This is a genomic window from Micromonospora sp. NPDC000089 (assembly GCF_042899365.1).
GTDB lineage: Bacteria > Actinomycetota > Actinomycetes > Mycobacteriales > Micromonosporaceae > Micromonospora.
Genome location: NZ_JBIAZT010000006.1, coordinates 344009 through 362476, shown reverse-complemented (window position 1 = coordinate 362476; position 18468 = coordinate 344009). Strand labels below are relative to the sequence as shown.

Sequence of the window (18468 nt, the reverse complement as noted above, 5' to 3'; positions counted from 1 at the left end):
GTCAGCGAACGACGCGATAGTCGACGAGCAGAGCGCCGGTCGGCGAGGTCTGACTGCGAGTCGACTCGAGCCGCATGGAGGGCAGGCCGTCGAAAAGTCGTCGGCCGCGGCCGGCGATCGTCGGCGCCACCACGAGCCTGAGTTCGTCGACGAGGTCGGCGGCCAGCAGGGCCTGCGCCACCGAGATGCTCGCGTGGACACCGACGTCGCCGCCGCGCTGTCCCTTGAGATCCCGCACGAATTCGACCAGCCCGCCCTCGATCGCCGCAGCGTTGGCCCAGTCCTGGTCGAGTGGGGTCGACGTGGCGACGTACTTCGGCACCCCGTTGATGAACGCCGCGAAGGGCTGGATCTCGCTGCTCGGCCAGAACTGCGCCCAGTCGTCGTAGCTGCGGCGACCGAGAATGACCGCGTCCTGCGTCGCGAGCACGGCGGCGAGGTTGGCGTCCATCGCCTCGTCCCAGTCGGCGATGAAACTGTCCGGCTCCTCGGCCACCCCGTCGAGGGACAGCAACTCGTACACCACGATCTTTCGCATGCGTCACGCTCCCGGTCGGTTTCGATACCGTCTAACGACCAACCGGGCCGCCGGAACTCATCGCTGCGCAGCCGATCACCGGCCGGCCCGCCCCGCGAGTACCCGGTCCAGGGCGGCGGCGACCTCATCCGGCGTGCGGTCGCCGTCGATCACGACGAAGGACCCGAACTCCGGCAACGCCCGGTACGCGGCGTCCAGCGCGGTCAGGTGCGCCAACTCCTCGGTGTCGATGCCCCGCTCGCTTACCCGCCGCTGGGCCGACGCGGGCGGCACCGCGAGGAAGCAGACCAGGTCCGGCCGGGGAAAGAGCCGGTACGCGGCCCGAACGAGCCACTCGCCCCGGTCGACCCGGGCCCGCATGATCACGTACTGGCACCAGGTCCAGCGGTCCATCACGCCCACCCGGCCGGTCAACCGGACGGCGAGAACGGACCGGGCGATCGCCAGCCAGCGGACGCTCGCCTCCAGCGCCGGATAGACCCGGCGGCCGAACAGGTGCACCCCGTCGCGGCGGCCCAGCCGGCGGGCGAGCGCGTTCCACAGCGGGCGACCACCGGCGTTCTCGAAGTAGGTCGCCGGGACCCCGGCGGCGGCGAGCCGCCGGGCCAACGCCTTGGCCTGGGTCGACTTGCCGGAACCGTCCACCCCGACCAGCGCGACGATCACGGAACGAGCCATGTCCCGGCACGGTAGCCGGACCGGGCAAGGGGAGCACGAGCCGCGTGGAGGACGGCTCAGCGCTCCCGGCGGCGGGGCCGGTAGGTGGCGATCGTGGCCGGCAGGCCCCGACGGATGATGCCGGCCCGGTCGGCGTCGCCGCGCAGCACCGCCGCCGCCGTGTTGCGCGCCTGCTCCGCGGTGAAGTGCGGCGGCAGCATCAGCTCGGCCGGGTCGACCATCGCGTTGACCACCACCGGCCGGTCGGCGCTCAGCACCCGCCGCCACAGGCCGGACACCTGCTCGGGGGAGTCCACCAGCTCACCGTGCAACCCCAGCACCTCGGCCCACCGGTGGTACGCCACGTCCGGCAGATCCTGGCTGGCCGGGAACATGGGCGTCCCCTCGCTGGAGCGCTGTTCCCAGCTGACGAACGACAGGTCCCGGTTGTTGAGCACCAGCACCACGAACCGCGGGTCCGCCCACTCCCGCCAGTACTTCGCCACCGTGATCAGCTCGTTCACCCCGTTCATCTGCATCGCGCCGTCACCGATCAGCGCGACCAACGGGCGGTCCGGGTGGGCGAACTTCGCCGCGATCGAGTACGGCATCGCGCCGCCCATCGACAGCAGGGTGCCCGAGAGGCTGGCCAGCATCCCGGGCCGGACCTGCAGGTGCCGGGCGTACCAGGCGGTGGCGGTGCCGCAGTCCACGGCCAGCATGGCGTCGTCGGGCAGCGCGTCGTTCAGGGTGTGGAACAGCAGCTGCGGGTTCACCGGGTCGGCCGCCTGCCCGGCCAGGTGCGCCTGCGCGCGTCGCCAGGCGGAGGTGGCGTCGGAGATGGTCTGCCGCCAGGCGGTCGGGGGCTCGCCGGGGCCCAGCTCGGCCAGGAGCGCCCGCAGCGTCGGGCCGGCATCCCCGGTCAGGTTCACCTCGGTCGGGTAGCGCAGGCCCATCCGGGTGCCGTCGATGTCGATCTGCACCGCCCGCGCCTGCCCCTCGGGCGGATAGAACTCCGAGTACGGCATGTTGCTGCCGACGATCAGCAACCGGTCGCACTCGCGCATCAGCTGCCAGCTCGGCCGGGTGCCGAGCAGCCCGATCGCCCCGGTCACCCAGGGCTCCCGGTGGTCGACCGCGGCGAAGCCGAGCAGAGCCACCGCCGCCCCGGCGCCCAACCGGTCGGCGATCGCCCGCACCTCCGCCTCGGCCCCGAACGCGCCCTGGCCGACCAGCAGCGCCACCTTCTCGCCGCCGCGCAGCACCTCCGCGGCCCGGCGTACCTCGTCGGCCGGCGGGACGGTCGGCGCGCTGCTGGGCACCGCGCTGGTGTGGTAGTAGCCGTGCGCGTGCGGCGGGTCCGGCACCGCCGGCAGGTCCTGCACGTCCGCGGGGAGCACCAGCGCGGTCACCGTGCGCCGGGCCAGCGCCGTGCGGCAGGCCCGGTCCACCAGGTGCCGCACCTGCGACGGGTCGTCGAGCTGGGCCAGGAAGTCCGACGCCACGTCCTTGTAGAGGCCGAGCAGGTCGATCTCCTGGTAGTAGCCGCCGCCCTCGGCGGTCAGCGCGGTGTGCCCGAGCAGGGCCACCACCGGCTGGTGGTCGAGCTTGGCGTCGTAGAGGCCATTGAGCAGGTGGACCGCGCCCGGCCCGCTGGTCACCAGGGCGCAGCCGAGCGGCCCGCCGCCGTACTTCACGTGCGCGCAGGCGGCGAAGCCGGCGGTCTCCTCGTGGCGTACCTGGACGAACTCGGCCCGGCCGGCGGCGCGCTGCAGCGCGGACGTCATGCCGTTGATGCCGTCGCCCGGGTAGCCGAAGTAGCGCTGCACCCCCCACTGCGCCAGCCGCGCCACGATGTGGTCGGCCACCGTCGCGCCCTTCGGCAGGTCCGGTACGGCGTCGTCGGCGCTCATCGTGGTGTCCCTCCGGTAGCGTCCCGTTCCGCCACGGTTCCCCGACAAACCCCGGGAAAACCCCATCGGGTACGACCACCGCCCCGAACCCCGGCAAGCCGGCTACCGGTGCGGCGGGCCGGCCTTCGCGGACCGCATCCGGCCCGAACCGTACGTAGAATCGCCGGTCATGAACGACGGGGCACGGGGAAGCTTCAGCGTCGACGGGCGCCGGCTCTCCTATCTCGATTTCGGCGGCCCGGGCCCGGTGCTGATCGCCCTGCACGGCCACTTCAGCGAGGGCGCCGACTTCGCCCCGTTGGCCGACCGGCTGGGCGCCGAGTGGCGGGTGGTCGCGCTCGATCAGCGGGGGCACGGCGAGTCGGATCGGGCCACCGACTACGGGCGCGACGGCTACGTCGGTGACGTCGCGGCCCTCCTCGGCCACCTCGGGCTGGCCGAGGTGGCCCTGCTCGGCCACTCCCTGGGCGGCGTGAACGCCTATCAGTTCGCCGCCCGGCATCCCGACCGCGTCAGCGCGCTCGTCGTCGAGGACGCCGGGGCGGTCTGCGACATCGACCTGACCTTCGCGAGGAGGCTGCCCGACCACGTCGCCACCCGGGACGGGCTGGTGGCGGCGCTGGGCAGCGCCGCGCCGTACCTGGAGCGGACCTTCCGGGAGCGCCCGGACGGCTGGGGCTTCTCCTTCGACCCGGCCGACACCGTCCGCTCCCAGCGGGCTCTCACCGGCGACCACTGGCCCGACTGGCTGATCGTGCGCTGCCCGACGCTGCTGGTCCGCGGCACCCGCAGCGACGAACTCACCGCCCGGCATGCCCGCGAGATGGCGGCGAGACGTTCGGTTCCGCTCGTCGAACTGGATGCCGGGCACGTGGTCCACCACGACCAGCCCGACGCCTTCGCCGACTGCGTCCGGCGGTTCCTGGCCTCCGCCGGCTAGGGCGGCCGGCTCAGTCCTCGCGCCCCAGCTCCCAGAACGCCACCGCCGCTGCCGCCGCCACGTTCAGCGAGTCGACCCCCCGCCGCATCGGGATCACCACCCGTACGTCGCTGGCGGCCAGCGCGGCCGGGGTCAGGCCGGGGCCCTCCGCCCCCAGCAGCAGCGCCGCCTTCTCCCGCTGGCCAGCGGTGAGCCGCTGGATCGGCACCGCGTCCGGGCTCAGCGCCATCGCCAACACCGTGAAGCCCGCAGCCCGCACCCGGTCCAAACCCGCCGGCCACGGCTCCAGCTTCGCGTACGGCACCTTGAACACCTCGCCCATGCTGACCCGTACGCTGCGCCGGTAGAGCGGGTCCGCGCAGTTCGGCGACAGCAGCACCGCGTCGATGCCCAGGGCGGCGGCGCCCCGGTACACCGCGCCGAGGTTGGTGTGGTTGTTCAGCCCCTCCAGCACCGCCACCCGGCGGGCGCCGGCCAGCACCTGCTCGGCCGTCGGCAGCGGCTTGCGGTGGAAGCTGGCCAGCACGCCGCGGTGCACGTGGAAGCCGGTGACCGCCTCCAGCACGTCCTGGCTGGCCGCGTACGCGGGGCCCTGATCCGCCAGCTCCCCGAGCTGGTCGACCCGCTTGGCGTCGACCAGGAACGACCGGGGCCGGTACCCGGCGGCGAGCGCCCGGCGCAGCACCAGCTCCCCCTCGGCGATGAACAGCCCGTGCGGCGGCTCCCACCGGGTGCGCAGCTCGACGTCGGTGAGGGCGCGGTAGTCGGCGATCCGTTCGTCCGCCGGGTCGGTGATCAGGTCCACAGCCATCCGGCCAGTCTCCCGTACGGCGGCCGACCGGCCCCTGCGGGGGAACAGGGCCGGCACCCACCGACCCGGCGTGGGTCGCGGCCTGGCCGGCCGGCCGGTCGTCGGCGGGCGTGACAGACGGTAGCGTGTCGCCCGTGTTCCCTACCGTCCGTGAGGTGCTCGCGCTGGACCCGGTCCGGCACGGCGCCCCGCGCCTGGTCGCCGGGGAGCCGGCGCTGGACCGGCCGGTGCGCTGGGTGCACGTCGCCGAGGTACCGGACATCGCCACCCTGCTCGGCGGGGGCGAGCTGGTGCTCACCACCGGCATCGGGCTGCCGGCCGACGACGCCGGGCTGCGCGCGTTCATCAGCGACCTGGCCGACGTCGGCGTGAGCGGGCTGGTGGTCGAGCTCGGCCGCCGGTACGTCACCGGGGTGCCCCGGGTTATGGTGGCCGCCGCCGAGCGGCGCGGGCTGCCCCTGGTCGAGCTGCGGCGGGCCACCCCCTTCGTCCGGATCACCGAGGCGGTGCACGCGCTGATCGTCGACGCGCAGCTGACCGAGCTGCGGGCCACCGAGGAGATCCACCAGCGGTTCACCGAGCTGTCCGTGGAGGGCGCCGGGCCGGCCGAGGTGGTCCGGCAGGCCGCCGAGCTGGCCGGCTGCCCGGTGGTGCTGGAGAACCTGTCCCGGCAGGTGCTCGCGTACGACCCGGCGGGGGAGAGCGCGGAGCTGCTGCTGGACGGCTGGGAGCAGCATTCCCGCCGGGTCCGCCCGGCCGGCCGGACGGCGTACGACGCGGACAGCGGCTGGCTGGTCACCACCGTCGGCGCCCGGGGCAACGACTGGGGGCGGCTGCTGCTGCGCTGGCCGGGCGCGGGGGACCTCACCGGCGGGCGAGACCACGCGGAGGCCGGCGGGCGCGAGGCCACCCCGCCCACCCGGCTGACCATCCTGATCGAGCGGGCCGCCTCCACCCTGGCGCTGGGTCGGCTGATCCGCCGGGACGCCGAGGGGCTGGAACGGCAGCTGCACGGCACCCTGCTCACCGCGCTGCTCGACCACTCGCGGCCGGTGGACGAGGTGGCGCTGCGGGCCCGCGCGCTCGGCGTCACCCTCGACCGGCGGCACCTGGTCGGCGTGGTGGTGCGGCACCGGCTGGACGATCCGGCGGTCGACGCCGGCCCGGCCGACGGTGGCCGACCGGTCGAGGTCACCCCCGAGGCCGGCCCGGCCCGGCTGCGGGACCTGGCCGAGGCGGTCGGCCAGGCGCTGCGCGAGGCGAAGCTCACCGCCCTGACCAGCGCCGTCGACGACCACGCGGTCGGCGCGCTGCTCGCCCTGCCGGACCCGGCCGCCGAGGAGCGGGCGCTGAGCGCGTTCGCAACCGCGCTGCGCCGGATCCGGGCGGACGCGCCCTCCGCCCGCCCGACGCCCGTCCGCCCGGATGCCGTGCCGGCGGCGGGCTGGCCGGACGGCCCCGGACGGGAGGCACGTAATCGTGCGGAGGCCGGGCCGGACGCCGTGGTCGTCGCGGCCGGCTCCGGGGTGGGCAGCCTGCGCGAGGCGCGCCGCTCGCTGATCGAGGCGCGGCAGATCGCCGACGCCGCCCGCCGGGACCGGCGGGACCTGCCGATCTTCCGGCTGCCGCACGTCGGACTGGCCGGCCTGCTGCATCTGCTGCGCGACGAGCCGCGGGTGCAGACCTTCGTGGAACGGGAGCTGGGGGCGCTGCTCGCGCACGATGCCGCCAACCCGCGCGACCAGCTGCTGGGCACCCTGCGGGCGTACCTGGAGCAGGGCCGCAACAAGTCCGCGGGCGCCGCCGCGGCGCACCTGTCCCGGCCGGCGTTCTACGAGCGGCTGGCCCGCATCGCCCGCATCCTCGCCGCCGACCTCGACTCCGTGGAGGCCTGCCTCTCCCTCCACGTGGCCCTGCTGGCCCTGGACGCCATCCGCACCCCCTGACCCCCGGCCCCCGAGCGCGTCGATCTAGGGATTGTTGTCGTGATTGGAGATCAACTAACGACGACAATCCCTAGATCGACGAGGCGGGGAGCGGCGGGGAGGGGAGGGGAGGGGCGTCAGGTGAGGGCGGTGAGGGCCTTGGCGTAGGTGGTGGGGACGAAGTTGGGGCCGCCGGGGGTGAAGACGTCCGAGGTCGCCGCCGTGGACCAGGCGGTCTCCGGGACGGCGTCGACCAGGGCGCGGACCACCGGGGCGTCGCGCCACTGCTCCTGCTCGGCGAGCAGGCCCAGCGCCACCACCGACTCCTCGACCTCGCCGACGCACTCGAACGGCTTGTGCCCGTCGACGCCGAGCAGCTCGCGGTAGCCGGGAAGCTGGTCGGCGTCGGCCAGCATGTCGCCGCCGAAGATGCCCACCACCCGCTCGCGCGGCATGAACGGCGCCATGGCCAGGAAGACGAACCGGCACTTCGGGCAGTTGCGGCACCAGCGCTCGCTCGCGTCGCGCAGCTTGAACGCGGCGTTGCAGCTGGTCACCACCGCGTCGTACCGGTCGGTGTCGGCGAACAGCCGGGCGATGTGCAGCTCCGACAGCGACCGCAGCAGCGAGAAGTACGGCTCGGTCAGCCCGGCGTGCTCGGCCAGCGCCCCGCGCAGCCGCCCCTCGGCCTCGACGCCCTTGGACCATTGGTGGTTGATCTCGTGACCGTTCCAGATCAGGTTCGGGTCGGAGGCGGAGCGCTCGTTGGACATCACCACCGGGCCGAGCCCGTGCAGCACCGCGGTCGCGACCGCGATCAGCGAGTTGATCGCGGTGACCGGGATGTGGCCGTTCAGGGCGCCCGCCGCGTTCAGGTCGAACAGCATCGGGTCGATCCGCCGGCGGGCGGCCAGCGGGGTCAGCCCGGAGGCCTGGTTCACCGAGTTGATCACGTGATTCGGGTTGACCGAGAACGGCACCGGGTCGAAGCCGGCCCGGCGCAGCGCCTCCAGCGTGACGATCGAGTCCTTGCCGCCGCCGACGGCCGACAGCGGGCGGCGGTCCGAGTCGTCGTACACCCGGGGTGGCGACACCTCGCCGGCCGGCACCTCGGGGCGCAGCTCGAGCACGTGCGGCAGCTGGTTGCGGTACGCGTACTCGGCCAGGCCCTTGGCGTAGACGGCGGTGACCAGCGCGACGGCGGCCTCGCCCAGCGGCGCCGGCAGCACCAGCCGGGCCGGCGCGGCGGTCTTGTAGTAGCTGACCCCGGCCACCACGTGCAGCAGCTCCAGCACCCGGCCCAGGGTGGCCACCGTGTCGTCGGACGGCGGGTCGGCCGGCACCGGCAGCGTCACCGCCTCGGTGAACCGCTGCTCACCGTCGGGGCCGGTCAGCGCGTAGTCGAACAACACCTCGCCGGTGGCGAGATCGATCGAGTACGACGGGAAGGTGAAGGCGTCCATCCGCCGGAGCTGTCCGTTAAGCACAGGTCATACTAGTCCGAGTCCACCCGGCTACGAGCAAGGAGATCACACGTGCGCCTGGCTGACCTGCGCGGACGCTCCGTGGCTGTCTGGGGCACCGGCCGTGAGGGCATGGCTGCCGCTACGGCCGTCGCCGCACACGGTCCGGCGAGCCTGCTCGCGGTCGACGACCGGACCAACTTCCTGTCCCTGCCGTGGGAAGGGCCGCTGGCGAAGGTCGCGCCGCTCGTGACGGGCGAGGACGGACTGGGCCGGCTGCTGGCCGCCGACGTGGTGGTGCGCTCGCCCGGGGTGCCGCAGACCCATCCCTGGATGATCGAGCTGCGCAAGCGCGGGATCACCGTCACCCAGGGCACCGCGCTGTGGATGGCGGACCACGCCGACCGCACGGTGGGCATCACCGGCAGCAAGGGCAAGAGCACCACCTCCAGCCTCATCAGCCACCTGCTCAACGCGGCGGACCGCCCCAACGTGTTCGGCGGCAACATCGGCGTTCCGACGCTGGAGCTGCCCGAGGCGGACCTGTACGTGCTGGAACTGTCCAGCTACCAGTGCAGTGACCTGACCGACTCGCCCCGGATCGCGGCGGTCACCGCGCTCTTCCCCGAGCACCTCGACGCCCACGGCGGGGAGCGGGAGTACTACCGGGACAAGCTGAACCTGCTTGCTCACGGCCCGCGGACCGTGGTCGTCAACGGTGCGGACCCGCGGCTCGCCCTGGAGCTCGGCGACCGGGCTGCCATCCGTGCCGGCACGTCGGGGACCACCCACGTCGCTACCGGTCCGGACGGTGCGCCCTGGTTCCACCTCGTGGACCAGCCGCTCTTCCCGCGTGCCGTCCTGCCGCTGGTCGGTCGACACAACGAGAGCAATCTGTGCGTCGCCCTGGCGGTGCTGGAGGCGCTCGGCGTAGATGTCGTCGGCCTCAAGGACTCCCTCGCCGTCGCTGTCGCCGGTTTCCAGGGACTGGCCCACCGGCTCACCGAGATCACTGACCCGTCCGGCCTGACCTTTGTCGACGACACCCTCGCCACCAGCCCGTACGCGGCGATGCACGCGATCGACGCGTACGACGGGCGGCCGTTGACCGTGATCCTCGGCGGCAATGACCGGGGGGTCGACTACACCCCGCTCCGCGATCACCTGGCCGAACGGGAACTCACTGTCATCGGCATCCCCGACAGCGGTCCACGGATCATCGCGGCCCTGGCCGGGCTGCCCGGCGTGCGAAGCGAGATCGTCGAGGACCTCACGGCCGCTGTACGGCAGGCGCGCAAGCTGACGCCGTCCAACGGGGTGGTTCTGCTCTCCCCGGCCGCACCGAGCTACGGACGGTTCCGCAACTACGAACACCGCTCCGAGGCGTTCCGCGAGGCGATTACGGAGACCGCGTCCCGCTGAGTCGCGACGTCGGGGTGAGCAGCGCGGTGTGTAGCGCTCGCATCGACCGGATCGCCGACCGCAACTCCTGCAGTACCGCCGAGGGCGAATAGGCGTGCCGCACCAGCGGATCAGTCAGCGATGACGGGTCGAGGCCGACGGTGTCGATCACGCAGCCGTACCGTAAGCCGAGGATGCGCACGGCGTCGCAGTGCTGGAAGGGCACATGGAGGTCGGTGGTGACCAGCAGCACCCGGTCGTCCGGCCCCGGCGCACCCACCTCCTCGGCCCAGAAACGCAGTGTGTCCCCGGTGTTCGCCCTCCTGGTCGCCGGTTCCGTGGAGGGGGCGGCCAGGGTATGCACCGATCGAGCTGCGGAGCGGTAGGAACGGACGCGCCAGCCCCCCGAGCCGGCACCCGGCGCGAGTTGGTCGAACACCGGCCGCTCGAGATGGAACGCCCGAAGCAAGCCGGCATCCATCGCGTCGAACTCCGTGTCGATGTCGGTCAGCCCGAGAAGGCGGGCGTCCTCCAGTTCTCGGGCGGTGATCGGCCGCAGGCTTCCGAGCCCGGCCACCTCGTCGGTCGTGACGCCTCCCGCGAGCAGGGCGCTGGCGAAGGCCGACCGGGCCGAGCACGTGCGCACGCCGCCACCGGGCACGAGGACGTGCCGATACTCCGAGTGGGCCGGACGGTCCCGACCGCTCAGGCCGAGGGAGCCGGCAGCCTGGTGGACCAGTTCGCGAGCCTCGTCGGTGTATCGGACCTCCCGTGACTCGTACCGCTCCCGCCCGTCCCGGAAGTCCCACACCTCGGCGGAGAACGCCTCGAGCCAGTCGAGTCGTTCAGCCGCCTCGCCTGTGGGCGGCGTGCCACCGGACGCCGCCACCAGCGCCCGCAACGCAGCCGCGTCGGTCCATTCCTCAATGGCGCCGGCCAGTTCCGTCGGGTCGCCTCCGGGCCCGCAGGTCGGCAGCGCCACGACCGGGAAGGCGGTCACGCCGGTGCGGAGGTCGTCGCCCGTTCCAGCGTGGCGAGCAGCCAGCGCATCGAACGGATCGCGGAGCGGATCTCCTGGATGTACCGCCCCGGGGTCACCGGCTGGTGCAGCGACGGCTGGTGCGACCAGTCCGCCTCCACTCCGACCGTGTCCACGTCGAGGGCGAACGGCACGCCCAACGTTCGTACGGCGTCGGCGTGCTGGAAGGGCACGTAGATCGCCGAGGTGACGACGAGGACGCGGTTGCCGGGGGCGAGCGCGGACTGCTCCGCCCAGTAGCGTTGGGTGTCGGCCGTGTTCGCCCGTCGCCCCGGCTCACCGGAGGGCGCCGCGATGACGCGTACCGTCGGGCCGGTGTCCCGCCGGTAGGTACGGACGCACCAGGACAAGTGCTGGTCGTCCAGGTCGACGTGGGCGTCCTCGTCGTCGGGTTCGCCGAAGCCGAGATAGCGACGTACGCCGGCGTCCAGCGCGTCCATCTCGCTGCGGCAGCCGGACGCGCCGTGCTCGCGAAGGAACACCTGTTCCTGATCGGTCACCATCCGAGCGCTGCCCAGCATGGCCAGCTCGGGCCGGCCGACGCGACCACTCGTGAGTAGGGCCGCGGCGTACGCCGTGCGTTGCAGGCAGGCGCGGGCCAGGCCACCCAGCACGATCACCTGGTCGTACGAGTCGTGCAGCGGGGGAGTCGAGTGGACCAGGCCGAGCGCGGCTGCGGCCGAGACCACCAGGTCACGCGTCCTGAGGTCAAGGTTCGGCTCGCGGGCGTCGGGCCGTTCCCGCCCCCCTCGCAGGTCCCAGTGGCGGGCGGAGAAGTCATCGAGCCATTCGAGCACCGCATCGACCCCTGCCCCGGTGGGAAACCTGCCACCGAAGGCCTCCACCAGGTCCCGCACAGGTGGCGATGTCGCCCAGCGGAATATGTCTGCCGCGATCTGCTGTCCTGGTGTGTGCGGTGCGCACCGGGGTTGCGGCACTGGTTCGTAGGGGAGCATGAATCTCCTTCCTGGACCGCTGCGCGGGCGGCGCGTCGCCATCCTATGCGCCGGGCCGGCCAGTGGACAGATCGACGCTCTGTTCCGGTGTCCACGGCGGAACGGTCGGCAGACCCGAGGGTTCCTCGCCTGCACACCCGGCTCCCGCAGGTCACCGCTACGAGGGCCGAAGGGTCGACCGATCGGGGTGCCACCTCGGCCGATCATCACGATCTGTCGGCCCTGCGTGTCGGGAGCCGGTGGCGCGGTCGGATCGGACGTCACCAACTGGTCGGTCCTATCTGGATGCTCCTCCAAGATGTCACGTAATTTCCGCCACGACATCGCCACAGTCTCGACGTATCTCTATGTGTGCCGGAGACTTCTGGTCAACGGCAGGACGAGGATTCACAGGGTGGGCCGAATTGGCAGTCAACCGGAATGACGTGAGACTTGTGTTGGACCTCTGGCGCTTGTTGGCCGATGGTGGACGTGCGGGCGCCGGCGCGGAGGGCCTGCGGACAGCGTTCGCCGCCCGCGTGGGAGTCGTCGGGGGCCACTTGATCCATCCGTCTACCGGTGCCTGGTTGCCCCTGCCTGTCCAGCGTGAACGTCTGGCCGGCTGGGGAGCGTGCCCGGGAGTCGACCCGAGACGATGGAATCGACTGTGCACCGCGTTCGGACTGCTTGCGCCGGAAAACCACCGGCCTGACGTCGGAAGGGGAGACCTCGACGAGGAGGTGATCGACGCAGTGGCGGAGGCTCTCGCTCCGGTGGCTGCCCCGCTCCCGACGTCGGTCTACCCGTACTGGCCGTTGTCGGCGATGTCGGCGGCCCGATTTCGGCAGGAGATGAGGTCGGGGAGGCCACCGGCCGGGCCGGTCCAGGACCATGCCTGGCGGTGGGCCGCCGACCCGGATTCCCGCGACGATCTCGTCGTGGCGCTGCGGGACGACTACAACACCGATCTGACGGGTGACCAGATCAGTCGGGGTAACGACAAGAGGGCGCTGGTCGGCTATTTCACGCAACTGTTGGAAGATGACCGTTCACGCGTCGCGGCAGCGGTAATCCTGTACCGGGCGATCAAGCTGGCGACGTACCGGAGGGTGGAGGCGTACTTCGACGCGTTTCTGCCCGAGTGGCGTGACCGACTCGCCCTGACTCACCGCCCGCTCGGCGCCGAAGACAGCCCGGTCGACCCGACCCAGCTACCCGACGCCGTTGTACTCACCTGGCTAACGGTGGAGAACGACTGGGTAGAGGAGATCGAGTCGAGTGGACCGAGGCAGGTCCCACCGTTGATCGCCCGTAGTCTGTCGCGTGGACCGCTCCCCACCCCGGGCGAAGGGCCGTCCGCCCGGCTGGCGGCACTTCTGGAGTTGGCCTTCGCGGATGTGGTGCGAGTCGTCGAGGCTCGGCGCGCCACGTCGCTCGGCCCGGCGGACCGGTTGGTACCGGACTGCCTCTTCGAACTGCTGCTCGCCGATGACGACTGCGCCCGCGCGTTGGTGCCGCACGCCGTGCTCGAGCCGTCGTTCCGACGAACGATCCCACTCGCTGACGGCCCTCTCGTCGCCGTCCGTCGCCGGCCGCAAGTGCCTCGCCAGGGATCGCCTGTCGAGCGAAAGCCGTCGACGGTCGAACCGGCAGCCCGGCTGGCCGTCCTGTTCGATCGGCTCCAGGGCCCACCGTTGCGGAGTCTGCCCAGCTGGGTCGACGACGTGACGTACACGCACGACATGGCGGTGCTGCTGCAACGCCATGAACCGCCGCGCCTCATTCGTGACGAGGACGACGAAGCCGACGAGCAACGGATGATGTGGGACCGCGCCGCCTGGGGCCTGGCGGAGATGCTGCTGCGCAGCATCCGGTCGGAAGGGCGGCGGGCGGAGCAGATCGAGGGTGCCCTGGACAGCTTGAACCCGCTGGGCGTGGCGCTGTCCTCGACTGGCGAGCGCAGGTTCACCCAGATGTTCGGCCCCGCGCTGGCTGATCTGCCGCAACGCGGTGACTTCGCCTTTGTCTCGACCCTCGAACGGTCGGTGACGATCGTGCACTCCAAGCACAACAACTTCCGGGACGCCGAGCAGCGGCTGATCCGGGCGTTCAGCCACCTCGACGGTCTGCTCGCCAACGCGTCGCCCGGCGGCGCGGGATACGTCAAGCTCCGGGAAGCGGCCCAGCAGGTCGCGTTGCAGTCCTCCGGCATGTACATGCGACTGCTGGAGTTGTGTCTCGCCGAGCCCTCTCTGCTGGCCGAGCTGGACCAGCAGACTCGGTGGGCCACCCTGCGGCAACTCGGTGAACTCGGCCTCCAGTCCGCCGCCTACGCCTACGCGGAACTGAACGACATCGACGCGCGGTGGCCGCTTCCGGACAAGAAGGAGATGTCCCGGGCCGCCACGAAGCGCTGGCTGGTCAATACCCGCTGCATGCACATGCGCGCGCTGCTCCTCCAGGCCACCCTGGAGGCGGTTGAGGCGGATCGGGCGGGGAGCCGGACGCAGCGCCACTACCTCGAACGTGGCTCGGTGCGTCCGCTGGTCGACGCGGTGCCGAGCCTGTTCCGGGAGGCGACGGCGTTGCCGCTCACCGCGACGTACATCAACGAGCTCACCCGCAGCGCCATCCACTATGCCTTTCTGTCCGGGATGACGCCGTTGGTGGCGACAGCGCCGCAGTCAGCGCTGCCGGGGCACCTGGTGCAGGCCCGACGCCGGATCGGGGACGGTGCGCTGAGCTACGCCGAGTTCGACCTCGACGGGGCTACGGCGCACCTGCTGGCGCAACGCCACAACGCGGGCATTCTGGCGTGCATCGCGCATCCTGAGGTGGTCGCCGCACTGGAGCGCCGCAGCCTCCCGGCCCGGGCATTCAGGGAGACGCCGAGATCCCGGGAGGAACTACGCCGGGTGTCACCGTACGCGGTCTGGCGGCGCCGGGACCAGGAGGAACGGCGCCTGCTCAGCCGGGCGGTCACCCCGGAGATGGGTCTGCATCTCGGTGGCACGTTCGAGAGCTCGCGCGCCGCTATCCTGCGTTTTCTGGCCGGTCGTACGCCCCTGTGAACCCCGTTCACCCGTGCCGGAGGTGGGCGAGCTGACCGTTGGTGGTGCCGACCACCATGCCGCCGGCGGGACCTGGAGCGGGTGCGATACAGCTGACCGCGGCGTCGAGTGACAGGTGCGCCGACAGGCGCGTCTCGGTGCCGGACCCGCGGATCCGCCACACCGCCACGCTGCCATCCGCGCTGCCCGTGACGAACTGGCCGCCGCTCAGGGTGGTCAGCGCGGTGACGGCTCCCGAGTGAATGAGCACGTCGGGGAGGAGTTGCCCATCCTCGACGGTCCAGAGCCGCACCGTACCGTCCTCGTACCCCGTCGCCAGCCGGTGGTCACCGCCGAAGAATGCGACGCTGGTCAGGCTGATCGGCGGTGCCGACGGGTCGGTCAGCACGTGTCGACAGTCGCCGGTGCGCAGGTCCCAGACGCGGACGCTGCCGTCGAGCGAGGCGGTGGCGAGCAGTTGGCCGTCCGCGGTGAGGGCCAGTGCGACGGTCGTCATCTCGTGATCGTTCAGCCGATGCCGCTCCCGTGCCGCGGCGAGGTCCCACACCGCCACCCGGTGATCGCTCCCCGCACTGACCATGGTGCCGCCGTCCGGGGTGAGGGACAGCGCGGTCAGTGGACCGCCGTGGGCCAGCCGGACCGGCCCGGTCCGGGATCCGGCACCGACCAGGACGGCCCCGTCGTCGAACCCGATCACCGGGCCGTGCCCGCTGCTCGTCAGGATCGTGATGACGGCGCCGCTTCCGGTGGCCAGTCGGCTCGAGGCAGTATTGTCGGGAGTCCACCTGAGGACGACGCCGTCGTCGCCGCCGGTGAGCACCCGGCCGCCTGGCATCGTGGCGACAGCTCGCACCGGCGACCCGTGCTCCAGCACTCGGCGCAGGTCACCGGAGGCGAGATCCCAGAGCCTCGCCGTGCCGTCCGCCGAGGCGGATACGACCTCCGGCCGGTCGACCGCGACCTCGGCCGCGGTGACGCGACCGCGGTGGCCCGTCTGCGGCGTGAGATCCCCCGCCGCGCGGGCCAACCAGACGCGAGCCTCCCCGGTCAGGCTCGATGCGACGGCGTACCGCCCGTCGGCCGTGAGGGCGCCGCCGGAGAGTTCACCGCCGTCGCCCAGCAGCGTCAGGGTCCTGCTGTCGCGGCCCAGTTCCCAGAGCGCCGCCTCGCCGTCGCGGCTGGTGGTGAGCGCTTGGCGGCCGGTGGCGTCGAGGCCGATCCAGGTGACTTCCGCCCGGTGTGCTTTTCCGCGTTCGTCCGGGTCCGCGCCGGGACCGGCCGGTCCGCTCTCAGCGGTGAGCCGTCGGGTCCGCTTCTCCCATTCCACGTTCCAGACCTGGACGTCTCCCGCTGCATCACCCACAACGAGCCGGACTACCTGCTCGGTCGCGTGGCACACCGCCGCCGTCACCCGGGCGCTCATGCCACCCAGCCGCACCACTTCGTCCGGTGCCGACATCGTCCACCGGCGGAGCTCGCCGTTACGGCCGCCGAGCACAGCCCATCGCCAGCCCGGCGTCAGCACGGCGGTGGACCAGGGCACCGGCGTTCCGCCCAGCTCCGCAATCATGGCTCCGGAGTCCTTCGACCAGATCTGGGCGGTGCCGTCGGAGAACGCGGTGAGGACCCTTCCGTGCGGGTCGGGCAGCGCGGTGACAACCCGACTCGGTCCCAGGACGAGCAGCTCGGGGTCCCGCCCGGAGGTGGGAGCCCACACCAGGACCTCTCGGTCCGCCCCGATGATCACCTCGTCGCTGGCCGGCACCGCGGCCAGGAGGTCCACCCGGGGGGCGACGCGGGTGCCACCCAGCGGTTCGCCGGTCTCCGCGTACCAGATGGCGATGGTGCCGTCGTCGGCGCCGGCGGCCACCACCCGACCCTGGTCGATGACCGTGACCGCCCGGACCGCCACCTCCGCCAGCCGGTGCTGCCAGCGGATACCGCCGCCGGGTACCGCCCACGCCCTTACCATGCCGTCGCCGGCTGCGGTGACGGCCAGGCCGTCCGGGGTGAACACGACCCGATGGACGGACGTCCGCGGGTGAGGCAGCCGGTGCAGTCCGGGCAGGGCGCTGCGGCGACCCACCGTCCATACCGTGAACAAAGCGTCCATCTCCTGCCGGGTCAGCTCTGCGGCCAGCGTGTCCGCGAACGCCGTGGCCCCCGACAGCCGGGCCTGGAGGAGGAGTTGCTGCAACGGTCGACCGGGCACGGCGCTGAGCCCGGCGATGCCCAGGTGTCGCACCTGCAACCCGGTGATGAGGGTGACCTGGTCGATGTCCGGTTCGTTCTCGTCGCTTCCGTCGGCCAGCCGGTCCAGCTGGTGCAGGAGCCATTCTGCGCCCGCCCCGCGGATGACCCGGTCCAGGAAGGCCGGGTCGGTGGCCAGGCTGCGGGCGAGCGTACGGGCTGCCCGTGCGGGCAGGGCACCTGTGACATGGTCCAACAGGTGTCGCACCAGGTACGCCCGCTCCGTCGCCGGTTCGTCGGGCTGCGGCCGGCGCCAGCGCCGCGCGAGCGCAGTGGCGATGGCCAGATGGGACCGTTGCGGGTCGGTCGGTGGCTGCGCCAAGCCGTCCTGCTGCGGTAGTGGGGTGACGAGGAACTGGCGGAAGGAGTCGTGGTACGGGACGACCGCGCGGTCCGGGGACAGGGTCAGCAAGCCTCGGCACGCGTCGAGGGCGTCCTTGACGTCCCCCTCCGCCTGGTCGCGGGTAAGAGTCCTCAGCGCCTCTTCGACGATCCGCTGGGGTAGGCCTGCCGATCCCTGAGCCTGTGCCACCACGCCGAGCGCGTCCCAGAGTGCGCTGGCGAGCCGAGGGCGGTACTCGCTGCGCGCCTCGACGTACCGGCGGAGGCGGGTCTCGTACATCTCCGACAGAGAGACCGGGCGGCCGTCCGTGGGCGACGGCAACCCGTCGATGTCGTTGGCCGCGTAGTGGGCGACCAGTAGGTTGGTGCCGCTGAGCCGGGCCAGGTGCCGGATCCGTTCGGGGCTGTGGCCGTGCCGGGCCAGCCGTTGCCGCAGGTACTCCTCTACGTCGGCCCGCCCCGGCTCGCTATCCAGGTGAATCTGGTCCGCGTGGAGCAGCGGCCGGGTGATGCGCTGGCTGGTCACGATCAGCCGCAGTCCCGGCACATCGTGGATGCCTTCCAGGAGGATCTGGCTGAGGTCGACCCCGTTCCAGCCGGTAGCCTCGTCGATTCCGCTGAGCAGCAGGACCACTCCGTTCGAGGGCAGGGCACCGTGGGCGTCCAGCCACTTCAGCGGACGGACGAGGAGCCGGTCGAGGTACTCCTTCGGCTCGTCCAGCTGACTCATCCCCAGGCGGCCCACCATGGTGACGGTTGCCGCGTCCCCGACCGATCCGACCGACGGGTTGAGGTATGTGACGCGCGTTGTCTCCCGGCAGGCGAGCGTCGCGTCCGGGTAACCGTCCAGGCTGTTCAGCAACTGTTCGCTGAGTCGGCTCACGACGTCCTTGAACGACGCGCTCAAGCGGTCGGCACCGTAGAAGTGCGTGGCGTGGATCGGGACCGACGCAGCTCGGGGCGGGTCCTCGGTGCTCGCCAACTGCAGGGCGGCCCAGGTCTTGCCGGTGCCGGGCGGCCCGATCAGCGCCAGCAGCTTCGACGAGGTCTGCCACCAGGACTCGACGGCCGCGAAGAGCCACCGCCGGCTGACGAGCAGGCCAGCGTCCCGGTCGGTGCGTAGCGCCGCTCGGGCCGCCTCGACGGGAGCCAACCATTCGCGTGCACCCACGCTGCCGGGCAA

12 protein-coding genes are annotated in these 18468 nt (G+C 72.3%); 4 read left to right on the top strand and 8 right to left on the bottom strand.

Annotated features, from left to right (window positions below):
* Position 1: 1 nt before the first annotated feature.
* From ACFY3U_RS14555 to ACFY3U_RS14545, 3 genes are all read right to left on the bottom strand, one after another.
* Positions 2 to 538: a dihydrofolate reductase family protein gene (locus ACFY3U_RS14555; protein WP_387200532.1), complete on the bottom strand. Its 537-nt coding sequence runs from the start codon at positions 536 to 538 to the stop codon at positions 2 to 4.
* A gap of 75 nt (positions 539 to 613) precedes the next feature.
* Positions 614 to 1216: a dTMP kinase gene (locus ACFY3U_RS14550; RefSeq protein WP_387200529.1), complete on the bottom strand. Its 603-nt coding sequence runs from the start codon at positions 1214 to 1216 to the stop codon at positions 614 to 616.
* Positions 1217 to 1272: 56 nt separating this feature from the next.
* The gene (locus tag ACFY3U_RS14545) at positions 1273 to 3108 is read right to left on the bottom strand and encodes a thiamine pyrophosphate-requiring protein (protein ID WP_387200526.1); all 1836 of its coding nucleotides are present in this window, start codon (positions 3106 to 3108) and stop codon (positions 1273 to 1275) included.
* A gap of 169 nt (positions 3109 to 3277) precedes the next feature.
* Here ACFY3U_RS14545 and ACFY3U_RS14540 point away from each other — a divergent pair, with 169 nt between their 5' ends.
* Positions 3278 to 4048, top strand: a complete 771-nt coding sequence (locus ACFY3U_RS14540; RefSeq protein WP_387200523.1) for an alpha/beta fold hydrolase — start codon at positions 3278 to 3280, stop codon at positions 4046 to 4048.
* Positions 4049 to 4058: 10 nt separating this feature from the next.
* On the opposite strand, the gene ACFY3U_RS14535 is transcribed toward ACFY3U_RS14540, so the two are convergent.
* Entirely contained in the window at positions 4059 to 4859 is an 801-nt protein-coding gene (locus tag ACFY3U_RS14535; RefSeq protein WP_387200520.1) for a TrmH family RNA methyltransferase, read from the bottom strand.
* A gap of 125 nt (positions 4860 to 4984) precedes the next feature.
* Between ACFY3U_RS14535 and ACFY3U_RS14530 the strand changes: the two genes are divergently transcribed.
* On the top strand, positions 4985 to 6805 hold the full coding sequence (locus ACFY3U_RS14530; protein ID WP_387200517.1) for a PucR family transcriptional regulator: 1821 nt from the start codon (positions 4985 to 4987) through the stop codon (positions 6803 to 6805).
* Between the two features lie 116 nt (positions 6806 to 6921).
* Here ACFY3U_RS14530 and ACFY3U_RS14525 read toward each other — a convergent pair whose 3' ends face one another.
* Positions 6922 to 8271: a hypothetical protein gene (locus ACFY3U_RS14525; RefSeq protein ID WP_387200514.1), complete on the bottom strand. Its 1350-nt coding sequence runs from the start codon at positions 8269 to 8271 to the stop codon at positions 6922 to 6924.
* 48 nt (positions 8272 to 8319) lie between these two features.
* On the opposite strand from ACFY3U_RS14525, the gene murD reads away from it, so the two are divergent.
* Positions 8320 to 9669: a UDP-N-acetylmuramoyl-L-alanine--D-glutamate ligase gene (gene murD, locus ACFY3U_RS14520; protein ID WP_387200511.1), complete on the top strand. Its 1350-nt coding sequence runs from the start codon at positions 8320 to 8322 to the stop codon at positions 9667 to 9669.
* Here murD and ACFY3U_RS14515 read toward each other — a convergent pair.
* On the bottom strand, positions 9647 to 10630 hold the full coding sequence (locus tag ACFY3U_RS14515; RefSeq protein WP_387200507.1) for a hypothetical protein: 984 nt from the start codon (positions 10628 to 10630) through the stop codon (positions 9647 to 9649). The two genes, murD and ACFY3U_RS14515, sit on opposite strands and share 23 nt — an antisense overlap.
* Before the next feature lie 14 nt (positions 10631 to 10644).
* Positions 10645 to 11484 (bottom strand): hypothetical protein, encoded by an 840-nt coding sequence (locus tag ACFY3U_RS14510; RefSeq protein WP_387200504.1) that lies wholly within the window; start codon positions 11482 to 11484, stop codon positions 10645 to 10647.
* 1076 nt (positions 11485 to 12560) lie between these two features.
* On the opposite strand from ACFY3U_RS14510, the gene ACFY3U_RS14505 reads away from it, so the two are divergent.
* Positions 12561 to 14693, top strand: a complete 2133-nt coding sequence (locus ACFY3U_RS14505) for a hypothetical protein (protein WP_387200501.1) — start codon at positions 12561 to 12563, stop codon at positions 14691 to 14693.
* Between the two features lie 7 nt (positions 14694 to 14700).
* On the opposite strand, the gene ACFY3U_RS14500 is transcribed toward ACFY3U_RS14505, so the two are convergent.
* Positions 14701 to 18438, bottom strand: coding sequence for a hypothetical protein (locus ACFY3U_RS14500; protein WP_387200498.1), 3738 nt, complete (start codon positions 18436 to 18438; stop codon positions 14701 to 14703).
* Between the last annotated feature and the right edge of the window lie 30 nt (positions 18439 to 18468).

Bases quoted from the DNA above. Each gene is read 5' to 3' on its own strand.
- ACFY3U_RS14550 (WP_387200529.1), bottom strand. From the start codon at position 1,216: ATGGCTCGTTCCGTGATCGTCGCGCTGGTCGGGGTGGACGGTTCCGGC.
- ACFY3U_RS14545 (WP_387200526.1), bottom strand. From the start codon at position 3,108: ATGAGCGCCGACGACGCCGTACCGGACCTGCCGAAGGGCGCGACGGTG.
- ACFY3U_RS14535 (WP_387200520.1), bottom strand. From the start codon at position 4,859: ATGGCTGTGGACCTGATCACCGACCCGGCGGACGAACGGATCGCCGAC.
- ACFY3U_RS14555 (WP_387200532.1), bottom strand. From the start codon at position 538: ATGCGAAAGATCGTGGTGTACGAGTTGCTGTCCCTCGACGGGGTGGCC.
- ACFY3U_RS14540 (WP_387200523.1), top strand. From the start codon at position 3,278: ATGAACGACGGGGCACGGGGAAGCTTCAGCGTCGACGGGCGCCGGCTC.